Raw genomic sequence first — 20,305 nt, forward strand, 5'->3', positions numbered from 1 at the left:
CGACATCTGTGTTAACTGACACGACGCCTTCGCGGGCAAGCCTCGCTCCTACAGGGGATCTCAGTCGGTCTGAGGAATCTGGAAGCTTTTCCCTGACGGCTCCCGCCGAATCATCCGCTTCATCTTCCACTCAAACGCCAGCGTCAGACTCACCGCCGCGCACGCCAGCCCCAGCGCCAATCCCCACCAGACGCCCGTCGGCCCCCAATTCAAGTTGAAGGCCATCATCCACGCGGCCGGCGCGCCGATCAGCCAATAGCAACCGAGCCCGACCAGGAACGTGGTCTTGGCATCCTTGAGCCCGCGAATGCAGCCCATGGCGATGGTTTGCGTGCCGTCGAACAGCTCGAACCATGCGGCCACCGCCAACAGGCTCACGGCCAGGTCGATGACCGGGCGAAACGCCGGGTCGTTATGGTCCAGGAACAAGCCGATCAACTGATTCGGCAGCAACCAGAAGACCATGGCGAACGCCAGCATCGAAGCGCCGCCAAACGCAATCCCGACCCGACCGGACAGTCGCGCGTCGAGCAATTGCCCTGCACCATAATGCTTGCCGATGCGCATGGTGATCGCATACGAAAGCCCCGCCGGCACCATGAACGCCACCGAAACGATCTGCAGGGCAATCTGATGCGCGGCCAATTGCGTGCTGCCCATGGTGCCCATGCACAGCGCCGCGAAGGCGAACAGCCCGACTTCCACTGCATAAGTGCCGCCAATCGGCAGCCCCAGCCGCCACAGTTCTTTCAGGTACTGGCGGTTCGGCCGTGACAGGCCCTGGCGCAACGGGTAAGCGTCATAAGCCGGATGCCGCCGAATGTGCAGCGCCAGCGCCACGGCCATCAGGTTGGCAACAATCGCGGTGACGAGTCCGATCCCCACCAGACCCATTTTCGGCAAGCCGAACATCCCGGTGATGAACGCGTAGTTGAGGACGAAGTTGGCCACGGTGCCGCCCAGGCTGATCACCATCACTGGCGTCGCCCGGCCGATGGCGCTGGTGAAACCGCGCAGGGCCATGAAACTCAGGTAGCCGGGCAGGGCGAATGGCAAGAACGTCAGGAACAGCCCGGCAGAGTGGACGTTGGTTTCGGTCTGGCCAAACATCAGCAACACAGGTTTGAGGTTCCACAGCAGCAACCCCGCCACCAGCGCCATCAACCAAGCGAGCCACAATCCGGCCTGGGTCAGCCGCGCCGCGCCGACGATATCGCCCGCGCCCTGACGGATCGCGACCAAAGTGCCGACCGCTGCAATCACGCCGATGCAGAAAATCGACACGAACGAGTAAGTCGCCGCACCCAGGCCACCGCCGGCCAGCGCCTCGGGACTCAGGCGCGCCATCATCAAGGTGTCGGTGAGGACCATCAACATGTGCGCCAACTGCGAGGCAATCAACGGCCCCGCCAGCCGCAGGATGGCCCAGAGTTCGGTACGTGCTGGATGCTGCATGGTCATCACGCTCCATGATCAGAGTGAACGGGAAAGGCTTGATTCTCGGCGCTTGGCGAGGTTTGCACAAAGGGATAAAAAGGATGGGTAGCATGATTAAAACTCATCCAGCAGACTTTCTGATAAGTTGCCCTCATCCCGCTATAGGAGCTTTGCGCATGTCTCGTCGGCTTCCTCCGTTGTATGCCCTGCGCGCATTTGAAGCGGCGGCGCGGCACAGCTCCTTTACCCGTGCCGCGGAAGAACTGTCGATTACCCAAAGTGCGGTCAGTCGGCATATTCGTACGCTCGAAGAGCATTTCGCCTGTCGGCTGTTTCACCGCAGCGGGCGCAACCTGCAACTGACCGATTCGGCGCGGCTGATCCTGCCCGGCATCCGCGAGGGGTTCACGGCCCTGGAGCGTGCCTGCAATACGCTGCGCGCCGAAGACGACATCCTGCGCATGAAAGCCCCGTCGACCCTGACCATGCGCTGGCTGCTGGCGCGGCTCAGTCGCTTTCGGCACTTGCAACCGGGCAACGAGGTGCAACTGACCAGCGCCTGGATGGACATCGACACCGTGGACTTCAACCACGAACCGTTTGATTGCGCGGTGATCCTCAGCAACGGAAATTTCCCACCGGACTGGGAGACGACCCTGCTGTTTCCGGAAGAATTGATTCCGGTGGGCGCCCCCAACCTGCTGGACGACCAGCCCTGGGATGTTGCGCGACTCGCCAGCACTGAGCTGCTGCACCCGGCACCGGATCGCCGCGACTGGCGCAGTTGGCTGGAACGCATGGGGTTGGCTGATCAGATATCGCTCAAGGGCGGGCAGGTCTTCGACACGCTGGAGCTGGGGATGATCGCGGCGGCCCGAGGTTACGGCGTGTCGATGGGGGATTTGCTGATGGTGGCGGAAGACGTGGCGCAGGGTCGTCTGAGTTTGCCGTGGCCGACTGCCGTCGCCAGCGGTGAGAAATATTACCTGGTCTGGCCGAAAACCCGTCCCGGCGGTGAGCGCATGCGCCGGCTCAGCGATTTTCTGCAAGGGGAAGTCCGGGCCATGGAACTGCCAGATGTTGAACGTCTGAGCTGAAACGATATAGTGGCCATGCGCTATAACCGGGTTAATAACTCAAGTATTCAGGTTTGCCGCCGAAAATCTGCAGGTGGAACCTTCGTGCAGGTTTCATGTGAGTCCCATTATTCGAAATTTTGCTGAGCGTCGAGCCGGATCAAGGAGGATCCGGTCGCTCGGCCAGGAGCTGTCATGTCTCAACCCCGTGCCCGGATCGCCTCACAGCTTGGTCTTGCGCTTGCCGTGATACTGGCGATTGTCATCAGCGGCAGCACAGTGTTCGCCCTGCGCTCGCTGGACACCGCCAACCTCGCCACCCGCGAAGAGCATCTGGCGAGTGAGGCCAGGTTGCTGGCGGATCAGCTCAGTACGTTCCACGGCACGCTGCGGGAAAGTACCCAGCGCCTCAGTGGTTTGTTCGAGAAGCGCTTCAGCGCGGGCATCAGCGTGCACCCGGACGAGCCGGTGACGGTGGCGGGCGTGCAGACCCCGGGCCTGCACCTGGGCAGCGAAGTGTTGAACAACAACTTCAAGGAAGTCGACGAGTTCAAGCAGATGACCGCCGGCGTGGCCACGTTGTTTGTGCGCAGCGGCGAAGACTTTGTGCGTGTCAGCACATCCCTGAGTAAACAGGACGGCAGCCGCGCCATCGGCACCATGCTCGATCACGCCCACCCGGCTTATGCGCGCTTGATCGCGGGGCAGAGCTACGTCGGTCGCGCGTTGCTGTTCGAACGTTCCTACATGACTCAGTACACCCCCGTACGCGATAGCAGCGGTAAGGTGATTGCCGTGCTGTTCGTAGGATTCGATTACACCGACGCGCAGAACGCGCAGTTCGAGAACTTGAAACGCTTCCGCATCGGCAAGACCGGTTCTTTGGCGTTGCTGGATGAGCAAAGCAAATGGCTGGTGCCGATTGCTGGCGTGCAAGCGCTGGACAAGGCAGTCCCGACCATTGCGGCGTTGGCGAAGAAGCCGGGTAAAGGCGAGTTCTGGAGCGACACCTCGGAAGACTTCTACAGCCTGGCCGTACCCTTCGAAGGCGGGCCGTGGTCGGTGGTCGCGAGCATGCCGAAAGCGGAAATCAGCGCAGTGACCTGGAGCGTCGGCATTCAACTGGCCATCGGCAGTCTGCTGGCGATGTTGATCGCAGTGGGCTCGGCAGTCTGGTTGCTGCGTAGCAAACTGGCGCCATTGGGCGATCTGGTGCGTCAGGCCGAAGCTTTGGGCGCCGGTGATTTGAGCGTGCGCCTGAACGTGTCGAGTAACGATGAAATCGGCCAATTGGCCCGTGCTTTCAACCAGATGAGCCAAGCCCTGTCGACCATGGTCGAGCACATTCGCAAGGCCTCGGCAGAGGTCAACAGCCGTGCCCAGGCCTTGTCCGGTCTGTCCGGCGGCGCTTATGAAGGGATGGAGCAGCAGTCCGGCGAAATCACCAGCATGGCCGGCGCCGTGGAAGAGTTCAGCGCCACCTCCCTGAACATCGCGGACAACATGAGCAATACCCAGCGCATGGCGCAGGAAAACGCACAGCAAACTCAGATCGGTCGTACATCGATGCAAGAAGCGTCCTCCTCGCTGGAGCAAATCGCTGGCGCATTGAACAGCACCGCGACCGTGATCAACACCCTCGGCCAGCGCTCCCAGGAAATCGGCGGCATTGTCGGGGTGATTACCGCGATTGCCGATCAGACCAACCTGCTGGCGCTCAACGCCGCCATCGAAGCCGCCCGTGCCGGCGAGCAGGGCCGCGGTTTTGCGGTGGTGGCCGATGAAGTGCGCAACCTGGCGTCGCGCACCCGTGAAGCGACGGATGAAATCTCCGGGATGATCCAAAGCATCCAGCAGGAAACCGGCAACGCCATCAGCACCATGGAACAGGGCAATGTGCTGATGCAGGAAGGCTTGTCGCGCAATGCCAACGTTGCTTCGGCATTGGCGCGAATCGATGAGCAGAGTCGTTCGGCGGGCCAGCAGTTTGCGGCGATCACCACCGCGACCCAGGAGCAGAGCAGCACGGCCACCTTGCTCAGCAGCAACTTGCAGAGTATTGCGCTGGCCAACAGCGAGCAGCGTGAAGTTGTTTCCAATCTGGCCATCACCGCCAAAGAACTGGAATCGCTGGCGGCGGACTTGCGGCATGAGGTTGACCGGTTTCGTTGAGGCACCGCTGAAGTAGCTTTCGCGAGCAGGCTCGCTCCCACATTGGTCCGGCGGTGAACACAAATTTGTGAGCCCCCGAGATCCTTTGTGGGAGCGAGCCTGCTCGCGAAGGGATCACCCACATTTTCGTTTTAATCCCCTCCTTCGCATCAACCCCTTTTCCCAGCTCACAGCAGCAATTCTTGCGATATCTCCATTTTTAAGCTTGATGAATCGTTTCAGCAAGACTATAAAAATGGCACAACTCCAAGAATGGCTTCAGCCATGACTCCGCTCAAACTCATCGTTGCCCTCAGCGCACTGTCCGCTGCCTCCCACGCCATGGCCTGGGATTACGTCCTGCTCGACACCGACAAAGCTGCTCAGAACTGGCAAATCACCAGCCAACAACTGGGCGTGAAGACCGACCAACCTTTCTCCGTGACCCTGCGCACCCCGCACGGCGGTCGGCAGGAAGGCGTCAGCATCGTCGACATCGATAACGGCAAAATGAAACTCTCGGTGGTGCCGACCCGTGGGATGAACGTCCTACAAGCGTCTGTAGGCAATGTGCGCATGGGTTGGGATTCGCCGGTCAAGGACGTGGTCAATCCGTCCTTCATCGAACTCAACGGTCGCGGTGGACTGGGCTGGCTCGAAGGCTTCAACGAACTCGTCGCCCGCTGCGGCTACGAATGGGTCGGCCATCCGGGCATGGACAACGGCGAACTGCTGACCCTCCACGGCCGCGCTGCCAACATCCCGGCCAGCAAAGTCACCCTGCACATCGACGAAAAGCCGCCGTACGCCATCAGCCTGCGCGGCGAGCTCAAGGAGCAGGCGTTCAAGAAAGTCGACTTCTCGGTGCAGACCGAACTGGTTACCGAACCCGGCAGCGTCGCGTTCGCCCTCAACGATACGCTGACCAACAACGGCGACTATCCGAAGGAATACCAGGCGCTGTACCACAGCAACTTCAGCACCCCGTTCCTGGAACAGGGCGCCCGGTTTGCCGCGCCGGTGAAACAGGTTTCCCCGTTCAACGATAAAGCCAAGGGCGATTTGCCGGACTGGCAGACCTATCGCGCACCGACCAAGGATTACGACGAGACCGTTTACAACGTCGTGCCGTATGGCGATGCCAAGGGCGATACGCTGACCGTGCTGCACAACAAGGCCGGCAGCCTCGGGGTTTCGGTTGGGTTTAACACCCAGCAATTGCCGGTGTTCTCGTTGTGGAAAAACACCGATACCCAGGGGCAGGGCTATGTCACCGGACTGGAGCCGGGCACGAGTTTTTCCTACAACCGTCGTTATCAGCGGCCACTCGGTTTGGTGCCAACGATCGGGGTGAAAGAGCAGAAGCAGTTCCAGATCCACTACAGCTTGCTGGCAGATAAAGGCGCTGTGGATAAGGCGTTGACGCGGGTCAGTGAGATTCAGGGCGGGCGGGCGACTGAGGTCAGGCAGGCGCCGTTGGTGGATTTGACCAAAGAGTAAGCAGCCTTACGAAATGAGCAGTGGAAGTCTTTGTTCACTGCTCATCAGAAGGCTAAAAGGGAAGTCTCATTTCTGAGGCTTGAGCAGCATCAAATAAACGCCGGATGAAATCGAAGTCGTTCCAGGTTTGGTTGGTATAAAACCGGTGTTCCTTATTTCCGATCTCATCTATGTAATAGATGACGTACTCCGCATATTTCTCATCGGCGTTGAAGCTGTAACGCAATGAAAGAGAAAATTCCTTCTCCTTGAGTTTCACAAACGAGTTGTTGTCATCGTAACTCCAGGAAAATTCACCCCGCTCGGTTCTCGCGGTGAGTGCTTTGATGAAATCGAAAAATCTAGGCGGTAGCATATTGGCGCCCTCTGGCTGGGTTAACCTTTTCTAGGTTTTCTTTGATGTTCACGCTGAGGCAGGGCGATATTGCAACGCCTCTGCCAGATGTTCGCGGGTAATCCCGTCGGCCTGCTCGAGATCCGCCAAGGTGCGGGCGACCTTGAGCAGTCGGTGAGCCGCTCGCAGCGATAAAGTCAGTCGTTCGCAGGCGGATTCCAGCCAACTTTCATCGGCTGTGGATAACTTGCAGTGTCGACGCAGTCCTGGCAGATCAAGGAATGCGTTGGCGCAGCCTTGGCGTTTGTGTTGGCGCTCCCTTGCGTCGGCAACCAGTGCAGCGGCGGTGGTTGTGTCGTCGCCGGGTTTGGGCAAAGGATTCAACGCCGTGGCTTCCCGCGCGACGGTCAGGTGCAGGTCGATGCGATCCAGCAGCGGCCCGGAGAGTTTGTTGCGGTAGCGCTGGACCATGTCCGGTGTACAACTGCATTTGCCGCTGGGTTCGCCAAGATATCCACAGGGGCAGGGGTTCATCGCGGCGACCAGTTGGAAGCGTGCCGGGAAACGCACGCGGTCCTTGGCGCGTGATATCACGATGTGGCCGGACTCCATCGGTTCTCGCAAAACTTCCAGGACCTTTCGATCAAACTCCGGCAGTTCATCCAGGAACAGCACGCCATGGTGGGCGAGGGTGATTTCTCCGGGTTGCGGTTTTGAGCCACCGCCCACCAATGCCGGACCGGATGCAGAGTGGTGGGGTTGGCGAAACGGTCGTTGTGGCCAATGACTCAGCGGCACGCAACTGGAGACCGACTGAATCGCCGCTACTTCCAGTGCCTCATTCTCGGCCAGCGGTGGCAGGAGCCCGGGCAAGCGACTCGCCAGCAGGGTTTTCCCTGTTCCCGGCGGTCCGCTGAACAACAGGTTGTGCGCGCCTGCTGCTGCAATCAACAGCGCACGCTTGGCTGACATTTGGCCCTGCACCTCATTCAAATCGGGATAAGGCATGCTGGCGTACAGCAAACCATTGGATACGTAGGGCTCGATCGGAGTGTGTCCGTTGAAGTGCGCGACCGCCTGCAGCAAATGATCCACCGCGATCACCTTCAACCCTGACGCCAGGCACGCCTCCTCGGCATTCTCTCGCGGCACCACCAGTATCCGACCCGCCTTGCGTGCTGCCAGCGCTGCGGGGAGCACACCGCGAACGGCCCGAACCGCGCCGGATAACGCCAATTCACCAAGGCATTCCACGTCATCCAGGGTTAACGTCGGCACCTGCACGCTGGCGGACAAAATCCCCAGGGCAATCGCCAGATCGAACCGCCCGCCGTCCTTCGGCAAATCCGCAGGCGCGAGATTCAACGTGATGCGCCGCGCCGGAAATTGCAGCCCCGAATTGATGATCGCGCTACGTACCCGGTCCTTGCTTTCTTTCACCGCTGCCTCTGGCAAACCGACCATGGTCAGGGATGGAAGACCGTTGGCCAGATGGACTTCGACGGTAACGGCGGGCGCATCTACACCAATCTGGGCGCGGCTATGGACGATGGAGAGGGACATGGTCGTTCCTTGAGCTTCACGGGAACCGCTTCCTGCGGTTTGTGAAGGGTAGCCGGGTCGTGCGGCGGCGCAGGTGCCAAACTTTCGCAGGATGTTGCGAGTGTCTTTCGAGTGGGAGAAAGCTTAAGGGCGGGGGATTGTCGACGTAATCAGTCGCGGGATGAGGTTGTTGTAGGACGTTGCCTAGAGTGATGAAGGATGTTGGCGAAAGCTGAATCGAAGGCGAAAAAAAACCGCCTTGAGGAGACGGTTTTTTATTTGCAGGCTTCGGTGAGGCCGAGGCCTGCGTATCCTCAACAGATACACCCACGACGGGAAGCCTATTCAAGTTTGCTCAGCCAAGCAAGCGTCAATAACGCTCCGATGATGTCAGGCGCTAACAATAGCGAGGATCTGGAAAGAGCATTAGCCACTTCATGAATTGATACAACTCGTTAGAAGATTTGAAGGGTAAGTATTCAAAGAACTGCGATAGCATTCGCCGCGATGAGGCTCGATGAGTGGGTGAATTGCGAAGTGTGGCCGGGGGCGTAAAGATTTTCATGTTCCTCGACACGGTGTGAGAATCGTGCCGGTGTTGGTTTTGAGGAACCCACACCCGGCCGCCTCAACACATACACCCACATGTATTCCCCAAGGTGTGCGTATGCCGGAAAGTGCACTGGAGGTTTGGCCTCACGCAAGGAGGGCCAAAGTATGTCTAAGTTTCTTAAACATATGTGGAGCCTCGTTAGAAACGCGTTATGGGCTTTTCGCCTGTACGAGTTTCTGCGGGACCGCTGGGATGATCCGCGGTAAGGATTGATCCGGCGGTAACCGCCCCGGTTTCGGCTGGGGCGGTTTTTGATCTGTATGAAACTTAAGAACTCCGCGTTTCTAGCAGGCATCGCTGCTCAACGCTGAATATTAATTGTCGGGGCAGGAGGCAATGGGGCGTAATGACTAAAAACGGTATGCGCCCGGTCCACCCCGGCGAGATCCTCAAAGAGGAATACCTTGAGCCACTGAGCCTTACAGCGGCGGCTTTGGCCAGGGCATTGAGCGTTTCGACACCGACGGTGAATGACATCGTGCTTCAGCGTCGAGGCGTCAGTGCTGATATGGCTCTCAGATTATCTATCTGCCTGGACACGACTCCCGAGTTTTGGCTGAACCTGCAATCGACTTACGATTTGCGCAAAGCCGAGATTGAACGAGGGGCTGCGATTCGGGATCAGGTTGAGCGTCTTGCGCACTGCGCCTGATTCTCTGCTCTGGAACGAACCCCACGCTGCAAACGTGGGGTTTTTTGTGTCGTTCAGAATGCCTGGAGTATTCGCGATGCACGCTTCCACCAAGGCGCACTCACCGCACGCCGTGGCTGCTCACCCTCCAACAGCTTATGCGGCACATCCTGTAACCGAATCCACGGCTGGTTATTCCAGTGCAGCAAGCTCAACGACATCTCTGGCCAGTTCAGCAGGCTCAATATCGGGCGTTCGGTCGAGGTCGGTTGCAGGGCGTCTCTGAGGGCTGGCACCACGTCGTGGGTCAGCCATTCACGCAGGCCTCTGTATTCGGGGCAGTAGTGGTAGACCAACAGGGCGTAGACGCCGGATTCGCTGATGAGCAGGGTGTTTTCGACGGTGCCATGGATGAGCATCTGCGCAGTTTGATGTTGGTCGGGGTCGAGTTTGCGGACGGCGCGTTCGTCGAGGAACAGGCGCAGGAGTCGGCCCAGGTCACGGGCGCTGAACCAGGGTTGGTTCTCGAGGAGGAGGGCGTGGAGGTAGAGTTTGTGGCGGGTGAAGATGTGTGGAGTTAGATAGTTTTCGTCCATGGTGTTGTTCTCCGGGGCATGTGAAGAAAACTGCCTCTGATCGTCGCCAAACGAAAAGGGTGGCAGCTATGCGTGGGTTGGCGAACCGGTGCACCCGAAACCGGCAGACCCGAAGGTCTCCCACGCAAAGCCGCCATAACTCGAGGTGGAAGAAATCCTGTCGAATGTGGTCGCGATGTGTCGGATGCTGTCCAGGTCGCCAAACCCAGTGCTGAACATTCAGCAGAAGGTGAGCTTAGGAGCCTGGACTTCACGGCGCTATCGGACGGCGGTGGTGATCTTTGTAGGACGTTGCCGAGATGTTTGCAGGGCTGAGGATCAAAAGATCGCAGCCTTCGGCAGCTCCTACAGGGGGTGGTCTTTACAGTGTGGGAGGGCTGGTTGACCGAGGCGACTCATTCGCGGGCAAGCCTTGCTCCTACAGGGGAACGCATTTTTAGCAGGGTTACTCGGTCGGCGGATTGAGCTTTGCTTCCAGCTCCGCGACCTTCGCTTCAAGGCTTTCCAACCGTGCCCGAGTGCGTGCGAGCACGACCATCTGGCTATCAAACTCTTCCCGGCTCACCAGATCCAGCTTGCTGAAGCCGCTTTGCAGCAGGGCTTTGAACTGGCTTTCGATTTCGCTTTTCGGCAGCGGGGTTTCGCCGCTGAAGAGGCGGGAGGCGGTGCCGCTCAGGGCGTCGAGGAAGTCTTTGGGCGCGAGCATGGGAAAAGTCCTGGAAACAATGGCGGGCAGTGTATCACGCAGTGTCTATAGTCAAATCCGCAGGCACGGATGCACGCTTTTCGCGCAGGCGGACGGACGGCAGCGCACTGTTGTTGTGCGTAATGTCATCGGCAGATGTGGGAAGTGGCTTGCAGCAGCGGCCAAAGGATTGAATTCAGTGGATTTTGGCGAGATGGCAAGGTTTCTGCTTAGTCGCTAGTGACCCATGCACTGATGCAGTCGCTGTGACGAATGCAGTGCGCCACGCGGAACGGGGAAGTTTCGCACGGAGTGGTTAGCTGGCGTCGGACGGGCAGGTTAGGCCGACGATGCGTTACAAAGCCAGGCACTGCGCTTAGACTTGAGACGGGTTTGTTTTCCTGGGGCAAGTCCACCAATTCGGGAGAGAGTTTTCATGAAGCTAGTCACTGCCATCATCAAGCCGTTCAAACTGGACGATGTACGCGAGTCGTTGTCCGAGATCGGCGTGCAGGGCATTACCGTTACTGAGGTCAAAGGCTTCGGTCGGCAGAAGGGTCACACCGAGCTGTATCGCGGCGCGGAGTACGTGGTCGATTTTCTGCCCAAGGTGAAGATTGATGTCGCCATTGACGACAAGGATCTTGACCGGGTTATCGAGGCGATAACCAAGGCAGCCAACACCGGCAAGATCGGTGACGGCAAGATCTTCGTGGTCAATCTGGAACAGGCGATTCGCATCCGTACCGGCGAAACCGATACCGACGCAATCTAAGCCGCCACAAACCCAACGCCCCAGGAGAAAACAATATGACTCTGCGTAAATTCGCAGGGCTAGGAGCCCTGTTGTCCCTCGTAATGCCCAGCCTGGCTATGGCGGCAGACGAAGTGGCGGCCCCAGTCCTCAATTCCGGCGATACCGCCTGGATGCTGACCTCGACAGCCCTCGTGCTGTTCATGACCATTCCCGGCCTCGCGCTGTTCTACGGCGGCATGGTTCGCTCCAAAAACATTCTTTCCGTGATGATGCAGTGCTTCGCCATTACCGGTCTGATCAGCATCCTGTGGGTCATTTATGGCTACAGCATTGCGTTCGACACCACGGGCATGGAACAGGGCGTCATCAACTTCAACTCGTTCTTCGGCGGCATGGGCAAGGCGTTCCTCGCCGGCATCACGCCAGCCAGCCTGACCGGTCCGGCCGCGCTGTTTCCTGAAGCGGTGTTCGTGACCTTCCAGATGACCTTCGCCATCATCACCCCGGCGCTGATCGTCGGTGCCTTCGCCGAGCGCATGAAGTTCTCCGCGATGCTGGTGTTCATGGGCATCTGGTTCACCCTGGTTTACGCACCGATTGCGCACATGGTCTGGTCCGGTAACGGCGGCCTGTTGTGGGACTGGGGCGTGCTGGACTTCGCGGGCGGCACCGTGGTGCACATCAACGCCGGTGTGGCCGGTCTGATCTGCTGCCTGGTACTGGGCAAGCGCAAAGGCTTCCCGACCACCCCGATGGCACCGCATAACCTCGGTTACACCCTGATGGGCGCGGCCATGCTGTGGGTCGGCTGGTTCGGCTTCAACGCCGGTTCCGCCGCTGCGGCCAACGGCACTGCCGGTATGGCGATGCTGGTCACCCAGATTGCAACCGCCGCCGCTGCACTGGGCTGGATGTTCGCCGAGTGGATCACTCACGGCAAACCAAGTGCCCTGGGTATCGCGTCTGGTGTGGTCGCCGGTCTGGTGGCAATCACCCCGGCTGCTGGCACCGTGGGCCCGATGGGCGCGCTGGTTATCGGTCTGGCGGCTGGCGTGGTGTGCTTCTTCTGCGCCACCACCCTGAAACGCAAACTCGGCTATGACGACTCCCTGGACGCATTCGGCGTGCACGGTATCGGCGGTATCCTCGGCGCGATCCTGACCGGTGTGTTCGCAGCACCGTCCCTGGGTGGCTTCGGCACCGTCACCGACATCGCCGCACAAGTCTGGATTCAAACCAAAGGCGTGGGCTTCACGGTGATCTACACCGCGATCGTCACCTTCATCATTCTCAAGGTCCTGGACGCCGTCATGGGTCTGCGTGTGACCGAGGAAGAAGAAGCGGTCGGCCTCGATCTGGCACAACACAACGAACGCGGCTACAACTTGTAAGACGCGCAGAAAAAAACTTGCCCGGCTCGCCGGGCATTTTTTTGTCCGGGATTTATCATTTAAGAGGTAGCTGAAAGGTTTTTTCCTACGGCTTTTGTCGTGTTTACGGCGAGCGTTTTTCTGAGGCGAAAAACTTACAGCAATGCAGGAATATTAGGGCCTTTGTTTTTTCCCAGAGCGCGCTAGAATGCGCCCCGAACGTGCGGAGAACTGTATGTGGCAACAGACTCTGATTACCCTGCGGGCAAGGCCCCGGGGCTTTCATCTGGTAACGGACGAGTTACTCGCCGGTCTGCCTGAACTCAAGGCGTGCCGGGTCGGTCTGTTGCATTTGTGGCTGCAGCATACCTCGGCGTCGTTGACCATCAACGAGAACGCCGATCCGGCGGTACGTCGCGACTTCGAACGATTTTTCAATCGTCTGATCCCACAAGGAACAGATGACTATGAGCATAACGACGAAGGCCTGGACGACCTCCCGGCGCACTTCAAGGCCAGCGTGCTTGGCTGTCAGCTCAGTTTGCCGATTTCGGCAGGCCGACTGGCGTTGGGGACCTGGCAAGGCGTTTATCTGGGCGAGCACCGTGATTTTGGCGGTGCCCGTAAAGTCCTCGCCACCGTGCACGGTGAAGGGGCATAAGTCGCTGGTTGCCAGCGGCTGTTGATTTTTTTCCAGCGGCCTTCGACAGATGGCGAAGCTGGGCTATAACTAATCTGCTTTTCGCAAGTCATGAGGTAGAACATGAGCGACGATGATCTGGAAAACGACGACCTCGAAGTAGGCGACGAAGACGAGGCCGAAGAAGGCCTGGAAGCAGCAGCGGAAGACGTTGCTGACGACGACGGCGGTGAAACGCCGGTTCCGACCGCCAAAGGCAAGGCCAAGGCTGCTGTGTCAGTCGATGAGCTGCCAAGCGTCGAAGCCAAAAACAAGGAACGCGACGCCCTGGCCAAGGCCATGGAAGAGTTCCTGGCCAAAGGTGGCAAGGTGCAGGAAGTGGAGGCCAATGTGGTCGCCGATCCGCCCAAGAAGCCTGACAACAAGTACGGCAGCCGGCCTATCTAAACGCCTGCTACTGGCTTGCTGAAAAAGCCCGCCGTCGCTGCGGGCTTTTTCATGGGCGATGAAAAAGGCCTGAAAGCTTCGCGGGCAAGCCTCGCTCCTACAGGGTATTTGTGATCAATACGAATCCTGTAGGAGCGAGGCTTGCCCGCGAAGAGGCCATCACATTCAGTATATGCGGTGACTGACTCTCCGCTTTCGCGAGCAGGCTCGCTCCCACATTTGATTGTTGGCGTTCACAAAATCTGTCTCCGCAGAAGATCCCCCTGTGGGAGCGAGCCTGCTCGCGAAGAGGCCCTCACATTCAGCATGTGTGGTGGCAGACACTTCGCTTTCGCGAGCAGGCTCGCTCCCACAGGGTTTGGTGTCAGGCCGAGGCTGCGTTCCAACGGGCTAAAAGCGCCGGCAGATCGGTCAGGCTACGAATCTCCGCATCCGGCAAACGATCGGCTTCCCAGGCCTTGCCTGTCGGGTTGAACCAGATTGCGCGCAACCCGGCTTGCTGGGCGCCAGCAATGTCATCACCGGGATGATCGCCAATGTGCACCGCCGTCTCGGCCGTCGCACCGCCACGCTGCAAGGCCTCGTGAAACAGCCGCGCATCGGGCTTGGCGATGCCGATGTCTTCGGCGCACAGCGCGAACTTGAAGTAATCCGCCAGGCCCAAACGACGCACATCGGCGTTGCCATTGGTGACCACGCCGAGGGCGTAATGGTTGGCCAGCGTTTCCAGAGTCGGCTGCACTTCCGGGAAGATTTGCAATTGATGCCGGGCATGCAAAAACACTTCGAAGCTCTGGTCCGCCAAGTCTGACGCCTGACCGTGGTCGTAACCGGCCTCTTCCAACGCATGGAACAGCACCCGCCGACGCAGAGCGCTGATGCGGTGCTTGAGGCCCGGTTCGTTGTTCAGCACCCGCTCACGAATGGCCCACAAATGCTCCACCGGCACCGCGCCCAGATTCGGTGCGTGCTCGGTCAGCCATTCACGCAACGTCGCTTCGGCACTGACGATCACCGGGGCGGTGTCCCACAGGGTGTCGTCGAGGTCGAAGGTGATCAACTGGATTCTCATGACTCATCGCCTTTGATTCGTTTGGCCCGCGGATGGGCGCTGTCGTAGACCGTTGCCAGGTGCTGGAAATCCAGGTGGGTGTAGATCTGGGTGGTCTTGATGTCCGAGTGGCCGAGCAGTTCCTGCACCGCGCGCAGGTCCTGGGAAGATTCGAGCAAGTGGCTGGCGAAGGAGTGCCGCAGCATGTGCGGGTGCAGGTTTTGCCCCAGTTCGCGTTCACCGGCGGCTTTGACCCGCACCTGGATTGCCCGTGGGCCGAGGCGCCGGCCTTGCTGACTGACAAATACCGCGTCGTCCGCCGGATTGGTCATGGCGCGCATAGGCAGCCACAGCTCCAGGGCTTCGCGAGCCTTTTTGCCCACCGGCAGCAGACGGGTCTTGCTGCCCTTGCCGAGCACCTGGACCATGCCGTCGGCCAGATCGAGCTGATCCAGATTCAACCCGGTCAGCTCTGAAAGCCGCAAGCCCGAGGAATAAAACAACTCCAGAATCGCCTGATCCCGGCGCGCCAGAAAGTCATCCTCGACCGCGCCTTCCAGCAGTTGCAGCGCGCGGTCTGTGTCGAGGGTTTTCGGCAAGCGACGTTCGCCCTTGGGCGGCGCCAGGCCGTTGGCCGGGTCGTGATCGCACAGGCCTTCGCGATTCAGATAGTGATAGAGCCCGCGCACCGCCGACAGCAGACGCGCCAGGCTGCGGGACGATTGACCTTGTGAATGCAGGCGCGCGATCAGGCTGCGCAGGCGCTGTATATCCAGCGCGGCCCAGCTGCTGATGTTCTGTTTGACGCACCAGCCCAGCACTTTATCGAGGTCGCGGCGGTAGGCATACAGCGTGTGCGGCGACACCTGCCGCTCACTGCGCAGGTGTTCGCAGTAAGCGTCCAGTTGCCGTTCCACGATCAGCGTACCGAGCGCAGGGAGTTATTGACCCGTGGCAGCACGCGACCCATGACTTCGGCGATGTAGCTCAAGAACAGCGTACCCACCGAGCTCTTGTAGTGCTGCGGGTCGCGACTGGCGATGGCCAAAACACCGTGGATGCCTTGATGGCTGATGGCGACGACGGCGGTGGAGCCGATCTGCTTGCGCTGTTCTTCGCCAAACAGGAAGTCCAGTTCGTGCTCTCGCAGGCTGCCACTGACGCTTTTGTCTTCCGAAAGCAAGCCGCCGATTGCGGTTTGCGCTTCGGCGTGGGTAGCCCAGCGACCAACTGGCATGGGGTTGTCGCCCAGCAGAATGAGGCTGACGAAAGGCACCTGGAAGTCCTGGCGCAGGCTGTCTTCGACGCTGATCACCACGTCTTCGAGGCTGGCGGCATCCATCAGCGCGAGAATCAGGCGGCGGGTCTTGTCGAACAGGCGATCGTTATCGCGGGCGACGTCCATCAAGTGCGACAAGCGATGACGCAACTCGATGTTACGGTCGCGCAGGATGGTCATCTGGCGTTCCACCAGCGACACGGTATCGCCGCGCTGGTGAGGGATGCGCAAGGCCGGGAGCAGTTCTTCGTGCTCGACGAAGAAATCCGGATGAGCCTCCAGGTACGCGGCAATCGCCGCCGCCTCAAGGCTTTCGGAAGGGGATTCGTCGGGCTGTAGGGCGGGGACCTGGGGCTTATCTTTCATGGATTTGGCTCTCTCAAAGACGCACTTGTCCTTCATATACGCGCACTGCCGGGCCGGTCATCATGACCGGTTGGCCTGGGCCTGCCCATTCAATGGACAGGCGCCCGCCGGGCAGGTCGATCAATAGCGGCGAATCCATCCACCCCTGGCTGATCGCGGCCACTGCAGCAGCGCAGGCGCCGGTGCCGCAGGCCTGGGTTTCCCCGGCTCCACGTTCCCAGACGCGCAGCTGCGCACGGTTCCGGTCGATGACCTGGAGAAAACCGACATTGACCCGCGCCGGGAAGCGCGGGTGGTGTTCGATTTTCGGGCCCAGTTCATGCACCGGTGCGTTATTGATGTCGTTGACCCGTAGCACGGCATGGGGGTTGCCCATGGACACGGCCGCCAGTTCCACCGTGGTGCCGTCGACTTCGAGCTGATAGCTCAGGGCCTGGCCTTCGGCTTCGAACGGGATGTCGGCCGGCACCAGGCGCGGTGCGCCCATGTCGACACTGATCTGGCCGTCGCTGCGGATATCCAGCTCGATGATGCCGCTTTTGGTCTCGACGCGTATCTGCCGCTTGGCGGTCAGGCGCTTGTCGAGCACGAAGCGGGCGAAGCAGCGCGCACCGTTGCCGCACTGCTCCACTTCGGAACCGTCGGAGTTGAAGATCCGGTAGCGGAAATCCACGTCCGGGTTGCTCGGCGCTTCGACGATCAGCAACTGGTCGAAACCGATGCCAGTGTGCCGATCGCCCCATTGCTTGGCGTGCTTGGGCAGGATGTGCGCGTGCTGGCTGACCAGGTCGAGGACCATGAAGTCATTGCCCAGGCCGTGCATCTTGGTAAAACGCAGCAGCATGGTTTTACTCCGGCAGCAGGCTTTCGCCAGCAAACAACTCGGCTACCGTCTCACGGCGACGCACTTCAAATGCCTGATCACCGTCCACCAACACTTCGGCGGTACGACCGCGGGTGTTGTAGTTGGAACTCATGACAAACCCGTAGGCACCGGCCGAATGCACGGCCAGCAGGTCGCCTTCTTCCAGCGCCAGTTGACGCTCCTTGGCCAGGAAGTCACCGGTTTCGCAGATCGGCCCGACGATGTCGTAGGCGCGAGCTTCGGTATCACGCGGGCGCACGGCGGTGACGTCCATCCAGGCCTGGTACAGCGCCGGGCGGATCAGGTCGTTCATGGCCGCATCGACGATGGCGAAGTCTTTGTATTCGGTGTGCTTGAGGTACTCGACCTGGGTCAGCAGTACGCCGGCGTTGGCAACGATGTAGCGGCCCGGCTCGAATACCAGCGTCAGGTCGCGACCGTCGCAGCGCTCGCGCACGGCTTTGATGTAGTCGGCCACCAGCGGCGGCTCTTCATCGCGATAACGTACGCCGACGCCGCCACCGAGGTCGATGTGACGCAGGTAAATGCCGCATTCGCCAAGACGATCGATCAAGCCCAGCAGGCGATCGAGGGCATCAAGGAAGGGTGGCAGGCTGGTCAGTTGCGAACCGATGTGGCAATCGACGCCCAATACTTCCAGGTTCGGCAGTTGCGCGGCGCGGATGTATACGTCTTCGGCGTCGGCGATGGCGATGCCGAACTTGTTCTCTTTAAGACCGGTGGAGATGTACGGGTGGGTGCCGGCATCGACGTCCGGGTTCACGCGCAACGAGATCGGCGCGCGAACGCCCAACTCGGCGGCGACCACTTGCAGGCGTTCCAGCTCATCGGTGGACTCGACGTTGAAGCAATGCACGCCGACTTCCAGGGCGCGACGCATGTCTTCACGGGTCTTGCCGACACCGGAGAACACGATCTTGTCGGCGCTGCCGCCAGCGGCCAGGACGCGTTCCAGTTCGCCACGGGAGACGATGTCGAAACCGGCGCCGAGACGGGCCAGGACATTCAGTACACCCAGGTTGGAGTTGGCCTTGACTGCAAAGCACACCAGGTGCGGCACGCCGGCCAGCGCATCGGCATACGCCAGGTACTGGGCTTCGATGTGGGCGCGGGAGTAGACGTAGGTCGGTGTACCAAAGCGTTCAGCGATGGCGGACAGGGCAACACCTTCCGCGAACAGCTCACCGTCACGGTAATTAAAAGCGTCCATGGCGTTCCCTTATTATTGGTAGACGTCGTGCTTGTGTGCTTTGGACGGCTGCTTTTGCGAGGACTGAGCCTGCTCGGCAGGATCCTGAGAGTCGTCAGGCAGATACAACGGGCCTTTTTGACCACAGGCCGACACAAGACAGGCAACCGCGACGAGCGCGGCAAGGGAAGAGATCAGGCGCTTCATGGCGAAATCCTTGAAAATGCGTTAATTGCGCCGGAGTATACCGGCCACCCGGCAGCTTGCCTATGTAACGCGGCTCCCGTCCGGCGGGCCTTGTGACAATGCAGGTCAGCCAAGTGCAATCCCTGTGGGAGCGAGCTTGCTCGCGAAGGCGTAGTGTCAGTCAGCATTGATGTTGAATATGATGGCCTCTTCGCGAGCAGGCTCGCTCCCACCTGTTTCGTGATCGCCCTTGGTCGTTATCCTTTGCAATCACCGGGGCTCGCCCGTATCTTGCGGCGCTTGAGCGTGATCAGACACTTTTTGAGGTTCCTGCAATGAGTTTGACCGAAGCCCGTTTCCACGACCTGGTCGATGCCACCCAGCAATCGCTGGAAGATATTTTCGACGAGAGTGACCTGGATATCGATCTGGAGAGCTCGGCCGGTGTGCTCACCGTCAAGTTCGAAAATGGCAGCCAGTTGATCTTCAGCCGCCAGGAGCCGTTGCGTCAGCTGTGGCTGGCCGCTGTGTCCGGCGGTTTCCACTTCGACTATGACGAAGAGAGCGAGCGCTGGATGTGCGACAAGAGCGAAGAGCAACTGGGTGAAATGCTTGAGCGCATCGTCAAGCAGCAAGCCGGCGCAGAATTCGATTTCGAAGGCCTGTGAGATCGTGACCGAGCCTGCACCTGTTCGTCCGCCCAAGCCGCTCTACAGCAATGTCAGCCCGGCCGTGCCTTCGCCGTGCAGCGGCGTGTGCCGGCTGGATGAGCAGAAGGTGTGCCTGGGCTGCTTTCGCCATGTCGAAGACATCCGCGAATGGCGCTCGGCGGACGATGAGCGACGGCGGGTGATCTGCGTCCAGGCTGCCCAGCGCAAAACTTTGGCATAAGAGCTTTTGTGGCGAGGGGGCTTGCCCCCGTTGGGTCGCGAAGCGGCCCCAAAAGCTTGCGACTGCTTCGCAGCCGAACGGGGGGCAAGCCCCCTCGCCACAGGGTTTACCTCCACACGTCTGATGCGCTCCTTTCCTCGGCTTGTATATTTATTGAGCTGTGATAGTGTCCGGGAACGCCTCAACCCATCGAGGCTCGTGAAAACCCCGCCTTTTTCTGGCGGGGTTTTGCTTTTTTTGTGCAGAAGAAAGGAGTCTGCCCGGATCATGACCGTACCTTCCATCACCCTTACCCGTCTGGACGTACAACGTCTGGAGCGCCTGATCGACAGCCTGGATGACACGCTGCCGGGCGTTATCGCGCTGCAAACCGAACTGGATCGCGCCGATACACTGGTCGGTCACGATGAAGTGCCCGCCGATGTCGTGACCATGAATTCGCGCGTACATTGCCGCGAAGAAATCAGCGGCAAGGACTACCACCTGACGCTGGTTTATCCCAAGGATGCCAATGCCGACGAAGGCAAGATTTCCATTCTGGCGCCAGTGGGCAGTGCCTTGCTCGGCCTGAAAGTCGGTCAGCACATCGACTGGCCGGCACCGGGTGGCAAGACCCTGAAACTGACCCTGCTGGAAGTTGAATCGCAGCCGGCCCATGGCGGCGATTTCCCGGAATAA

The 20,305-nt window shown here is 59.8% G+C and carries 22 protein-coding genes; 11 read left to right on the forward strand and 11 right to left on the reverse strand.

Annotation, left to right across the window (positions count from 1 at the left end; genetic code table 11):
- Positions 1-60: 60 nt before the first annotated feature.
- Positions 61-1,455: a NorM family multidrug efflux MATE transporter gene (locus ACIOYV_RS17585; protein WP_054048754.1), complete on the reverse strand. Its 1,395-nt coding sequence runs from the start codon at positions 1,453-1,455 to the stop codon at positions 61-63.
- Between the two features lie 158 nt (positions 1,456-1,613).
- Here ACIOYV_RS17585 and ACIOYV_RS17590 point away from each other — a divergent pair, with 158 nt between their 5' ends.
- The 3 genes from ACIOYV_RS17590 to ACIOYV_RS17600 all read left to right on the forward strand — a co-directional run bounded on the left by ACIOYV_RS17590 (position 1,614) and on the right by ACIOYV_RS17600 (position 6,164).
- The gene (locus ACIOYV_RS17590; protein ID WP_054617030.1) at positions 1,614-2,534 is read left to right on the forward strand and encodes a LysR substrate-binding domain-containing protein; all 921 of its coding nucleotides are present in this window, start codon (positions 1,614-1,616) and stop codon (positions 2,532-2,534) included.
- Between the two features lie 174 nt (positions 2,535-2,708).
- Positions 2,709-4,685, forward strand: coding sequence for a methyl-accepting chemotaxis protein (locus ACIOYV_RS17595; RefSeq protein ID WP_054048498.1), 1,977 nt, complete (start codon positions 2,709-2,711; stop codon positions 4,683-4,685).
- A gap of 264 nt (positions 4,686-4,949) precedes the next feature.
- Positions 4,950-6,164, forward strand: a complete 1,215-nt coding sequence (locus ACIOYV_RS17600) for an aldose 1-epimerase family protein (protein ID WP_401325550.1) — start codon at positions 4,950-4,952, stop codon at positions 6,162-6,164.
- A gap of 52 nt (positions 6,165-6,216) precedes the next feature.
- On the opposite strand, the gene ACIOYV_RS17605 is transcribed toward ACIOYV_RS17600, so the two are convergent.
- Entirely contained in the window at positions 6,217-6,519 is a 303-nt protein-coding gene (locus ACIOYV_RS17605; protein ID WP_054048502.1) for a hypothetical protein, read from the reverse strand.
- Positions 6,520-6,567: 48 nt separating this feature from the next.
- A complete protein-coding gene (locus ACIOYV_RS17610; RefSeq protein ID WP_401325553.1) occupies positions 6,568-8,061 on the reverse strand; it encodes a YifB family Mg chelatase-like AAA ATPase in 1,494 nt (497 codons plus the stop codon).
- Between the two features lie 938 nt (positions 8,062-8,999).
- Here ACIOYV_RS17610 and ACIOYV_RS17615 point away from each other — a divergent pair.
- Positions 9,000-9,305, forward strand: a complete 306-nt coding sequence (locus ACIOYV_RS17615) for a HigA family addiction module antitoxin (RefSeq protein WP_054617025.1) — start codon at positions 9,000-9,002, stop codon at positions 9,303-9,305.
- 53 nt (positions 9,306-9,358) lie between these two features.
- On the opposite strand, the gene ACIOYV_RS17620 is transcribed toward ACIOYV_RS17615, so the two are convergent.
- Positions 9,359-9,880, reverse strand: a complete 522-nt coding sequence (locus tag ACIOYV_RS17620) for a Bro-N domain-containing protein (RefSeq protein ID WP_401325556.1) — start codon at positions 9,878-9,880, stop codon at positions 9,359-9,361.
- A 445-nt stretch (positions 9,881-10,325) separates the two neighbouring features.
- A complete protein-coding gene (locus ACIOYV_RS17625) occupies positions 10,326-10,586 on the reverse strand; it encodes an accessory factor UbiK family protein (RefSeq protein WP_054048512.1) in 261 nt (86 codons plus the stop codon).
- Positions 10,587-11,001: 415 nt separating this feature from the next.
- Between ACIOYV_RS17625 and glnK the strand changes: the two genes are divergently transcribed.
- The 4 genes from glnK (at position 11,002) to sutA (ending at position 13,779) form a co-directional block, all read left to right on the forward strand.
- Positions 11,002-11,340, forward strand: coding sequence for a P-II family nitrogen regulator (gene glnK / locus ACIOYV_RS17630; RefSeq protein WP_002555808.1), 339 nt, complete (start codon positions 11,002-11,004; stop codon positions 11,338-11,340).
- 35 nt (positions 11,341-11,375) lie between these two features.
- Entirely contained in the window at positions 11,376-12,713 is a 1,338-nt protein-coding gene (locus ACIOYV_RS17635) for an ammonium transporter (protein WP_054048514.1), read from the forward strand.
- A gap of 214 nt (positions 12,714-12,927) precedes the next feature.
- Positions 12,928-13,353: a secondary thiamine-phosphate synthase enzyme YjbQ gene (locus tag ACIOYV_RS17640; RefSeq protein WP_054048516.1), complete on the forward strand. Its 426-nt coding sequence runs from the start codon at positions 12,928-12,930 to the stop codon at positions 13,351-13,353.
- A gap of 102 nt (positions 13,354-13,455) precedes the next feature.
- The gene (sutA, locus tag ACIOYV_RS17645; RefSeq protein WP_054617023.1) at positions 13,456-13,779 is read left to right on the forward strand and encodes a transcriptional regulator SutA; all 324 of its coding nucleotides are present in this window, start codon (positions 13,456-13,458) and stop codon (positions 13,777-13,779) included.
- A gap of 364 nt (positions 13,780-14,143) precedes the next feature.
- Here the strand turns inward: sutA and ACIOYV_RS17650 are convergent, their stop codons facing one another.
- Genes ACIOYV_RS17650 through ACIOYV_RS17675 form a run of 6 tightly spaced genes read right to left on the reverse strand, consistent with a single transcriptional unit; the run spans position 14,144 to position 18,757 of the window.
- Positions 14,144-14,851, reverse strand: coding sequence for an HAD family hydrolase (locus tag ACIOYV_RS17650; RefSeq protein WP_054617022.1), 708 nt, complete (start codon positions 14,849-14,851; stop codon positions 14,144-14,146).
- Positions 14,848-15,747 carry a tyrosine recombinase XerC gene (gene xerC, locus ACIOYV_RS17655; RefSeq protein ID WP_054048521.1) on the reverse strand — a complete coding sequence of 300 codons (900 nt, stop codon included), beginning with the start codon at positions 15,745-15,747 and terminating at the stop codon, positions 14,848-14,850. The genes ACIOYV_RS17650 and xerC overlap by 4 nt, the downstream gene beginning before the upstream one ends.
- A 2-nt stretch (positions 15,748-15,749) precedes the next feature.
- The gene (locus ACIOYV_RS17660; protein ID WP_054048523.1) at positions 15,750-16,475 is read right to left on the reverse strand and encodes a DUF484 family protein; all 726 of its coding nucleotides are present in this window, start codon (positions 16,473-16,475) and stop codon (positions 15,750-15,752) included.
- A 13-nt stretch (positions 16,476-16,488) separates the two neighbouring features.
- On the reverse strand, positions 16,489-17,319 hold the full coding sequence (gene dapF / locus ACIOYV_RS17665; protein ID WP_163910686.1) for a diaminopimelate epimerase: 831 nt from the start codon (positions 17,317-17,319) through the stop codon (positions 16,489-16,491).
- Between the two features lie 4 nt (positions 17,320-17,323).
- The gene (gene lysA / locus ACIOYV_RS17670; protein WP_265041648.1) at positions 17,324-18,571 is read right to left on the reverse strand and encodes a diaminopimelate decarboxylase; all 1,248 of its coding nucleotides are present in this window, start codon (positions 18,569-18,571) and stop codon (positions 17,324-17,326) included.
- A 12-nt stretch (positions 18,572-18,583) separates the two neighbouring features.
- Positions 18,584-18,757 carry a lipoprotein gene (locus ACIOYV_RS17675; RefSeq protein WP_010465096.1) on the reverse strand — a complete coding sequence of 58 codons (174 nt, stop codon included), beginning with the start codon at positions 18,755-18,757 and terminating at the stop codon, positions 18,584-18,586.
- 314 nt (positions 18,758-19,071) lie between these two features.
- Between ACIOYV_RS17675 and cyaY the strand changes: the two genes are divergently transcribed.
- The 3 genes from cyaY (at position 19,072) to rnk (ending at position 20,305) form a co-directional block, all read left to right on the forward strand.
- Positions 19,072-19,404: an iron donor protein CyaY gene (gene cyaY, locus ACIOYV_RS17680; RefSeq protein ID WP_017341439.1), complete on the forward strand. Its 333-nt coding sequence runs from the start codon at positions 19,072-19,074 to the stop codon at positions 19,402-19,404.
- Positions 19,405-19,408: 4 nt separating this feature from the next.
- Positions 19,409-19,627 (forward strand): DUF1289 domain-containing protein, encoded by a 219-nt coding sequence (locus ACIOYV_RS17685; RefSeq protein WP_401325565.1) that lies wholly within the window; start codon positions 19,409-19,411, stop codon positions 19,625-19,627.
- Between the two features lie 267 nt (positions 19,628-19,894).
- Positions 19,895-20,305 carry a nucleoside diphosphate kinase regulator gene (gene rnk / locus ACIOYV_RS17690; protein WP_054048529.1) on the forward strand — a complete coding sequence of 137 codons (411 nt, stop codon included), beginning with the start codon at positions 19,895-19,897 and terminating at the stop codon, positions 20,303-20,305.

Origin of the sequence: Pseudomonas sp. NPDC087342 (genome assembly GCF_044744265.1) — a bacterium.
Lineage (GTDB): Bacteria > Pseudomonadota > Gammaproteobacteria > Pseudomonadales > Pseudomonadaceae > Aquipseudomonas > Aquipseudomonas nunensis.

Bases quoted from the DNA above. Each gene is read 5' to 3' on its own strand.
- ACIOYV_RS17585 (WP_054048754.1), bottom strand. From the start codon at position 1,455: ATGCAGCATCCAGCACGTACCGAACTCTGGGCCATCCTGCGGCTGGCG.
- ACIOYV_RS17590 (WP_054617030.1), top strand. From the start codon at position 1,614: ATGTCTCGTCGGCTTCCTCCGTTGTATGCCCTGCGCGCATTTGAAGCG.
- ACIOYV_RS17595 (WP_054048498.1), top strand. From the start codon at position 2,709: ATGTCTCAACCCCGTGCCCGGATCGCCTCACAGCTTGGTCTTGCGCTT.
- ACIOYV_RS17600 (WP_401325550.1), top strand. From the start codon at position 4,950: ATGACTCCGCTCAAACTCATCGTTGCCCTCAGCGCACTGTCCGCTGCC.
- ACIOYV_RS17605 (WP_054048502.1), bottom strand. From the start codon at position 6,519: ATGCTACCGCCTAGATTTTTCGATTTCATCAAAGCACTCACCGCGAGA.
- ACIOYV_RS17610 (WP_401325553.1), bottom strand. From the start codon at position 8,061: ATGTCCCTCTCCATCGTCCATAGCCGCGCCCAGATTGGTGTAGATGCG.
- ACIOYV_RS17615 (WP_054617025.1), top strand. From the start codon at position 9,000: ATGACTAAAAACGGTATGCGCCCGGTCCACCCCGGCGAGATCCTCAAA.
- ACIOYV_RS17620 (WP_401325556.1), bottom strand. From the start codon at position 9,880: ATGGACGAAAACTATCTAACTCCACACATCTTCACCCGCCACAAACTC.
- ACIOYV_RS17625 (WP_054048512.1), bottom strand. From the start codon at position 10,586: ATGCTCGCGCCCAAAGACTTCCTCGACGCCCTGAGCGGCACCGCCTCC.
- glnK (WP_002555808.1), top strand. From the start codon at position 11,002: ATGAAGCTAGTCACTGCCATCATCAAGCCGTTCAAACTGGACGATGTA.
- ACIOYV_RS17635 (WP_054048514.1), top strand. From the start codon at position 11,376: ATGACTCTGCGTAAATTCGCAGGGCTAGGAGCCCTGTTGTCCCTCGTA.
- ACIOYV_RS17640 (WP_054048516.1), top strand. From the start codon at position 12,928: ATGTGGCAACAGACTCTGATTACCCTGCGGGCAAGGCCCCGGGGCTTT.
- sutA (WP_054617023.1), top strand. From the start codon at position 13,456: ATGAGCGACGATGATCTGGAAAACGACGACCTCGAAGTAGGCGACGAA.
- ACIOYV_RS17650 (WP_054617022.1), bottom strand. From the start codon at position 14,851: ATGAGAATCCAGTTGATCACCTTCGACCTCGACGACACCCTGTGGGAC.
- ACIOYV_RS17660 (WP_054048523.1), bottom strand. From the start codon at position 16,475: ATGAAAGATAAGCCCCAGGTCCCCGCCCTACAGCCCGACGAATCCCCT.
- dapF (WP_163910686.1), bottom strand. From the start codon at position 17,319: ATGCTGCTGCGTTTTACCAAGATGCACGGCCTGGGCAATGACTTCATG.
- lysA (WP_265041648.1), bottom strand. From the start codon at position 18,571: ATGGACGCTTTTAATTACCGTGACGGTGAGCTGTTCGCGGAAGGTGTT.
- ACIOYV_RS17675 (WP_010465096.1), bottom strand. From the start codon at position 18,757: ATGAAGCGCCTGATCTCTTCCCTTGCCGCGCTCGTCGCGGTTGCCTGT.
- cyaY (WP_017341439.1), top strand. From the start codon at position 19,072: ATGAGTTTGACCGAAGCCCGTTTCCACGACCTGGTCGATGCCACCCAG.
- rnk (WP_054048529.1), top strand. From the start codon at position 19,895: ATGACCGTACCTTCCATCACCCTTACCCGTCTGGACGTACAACGTCTG.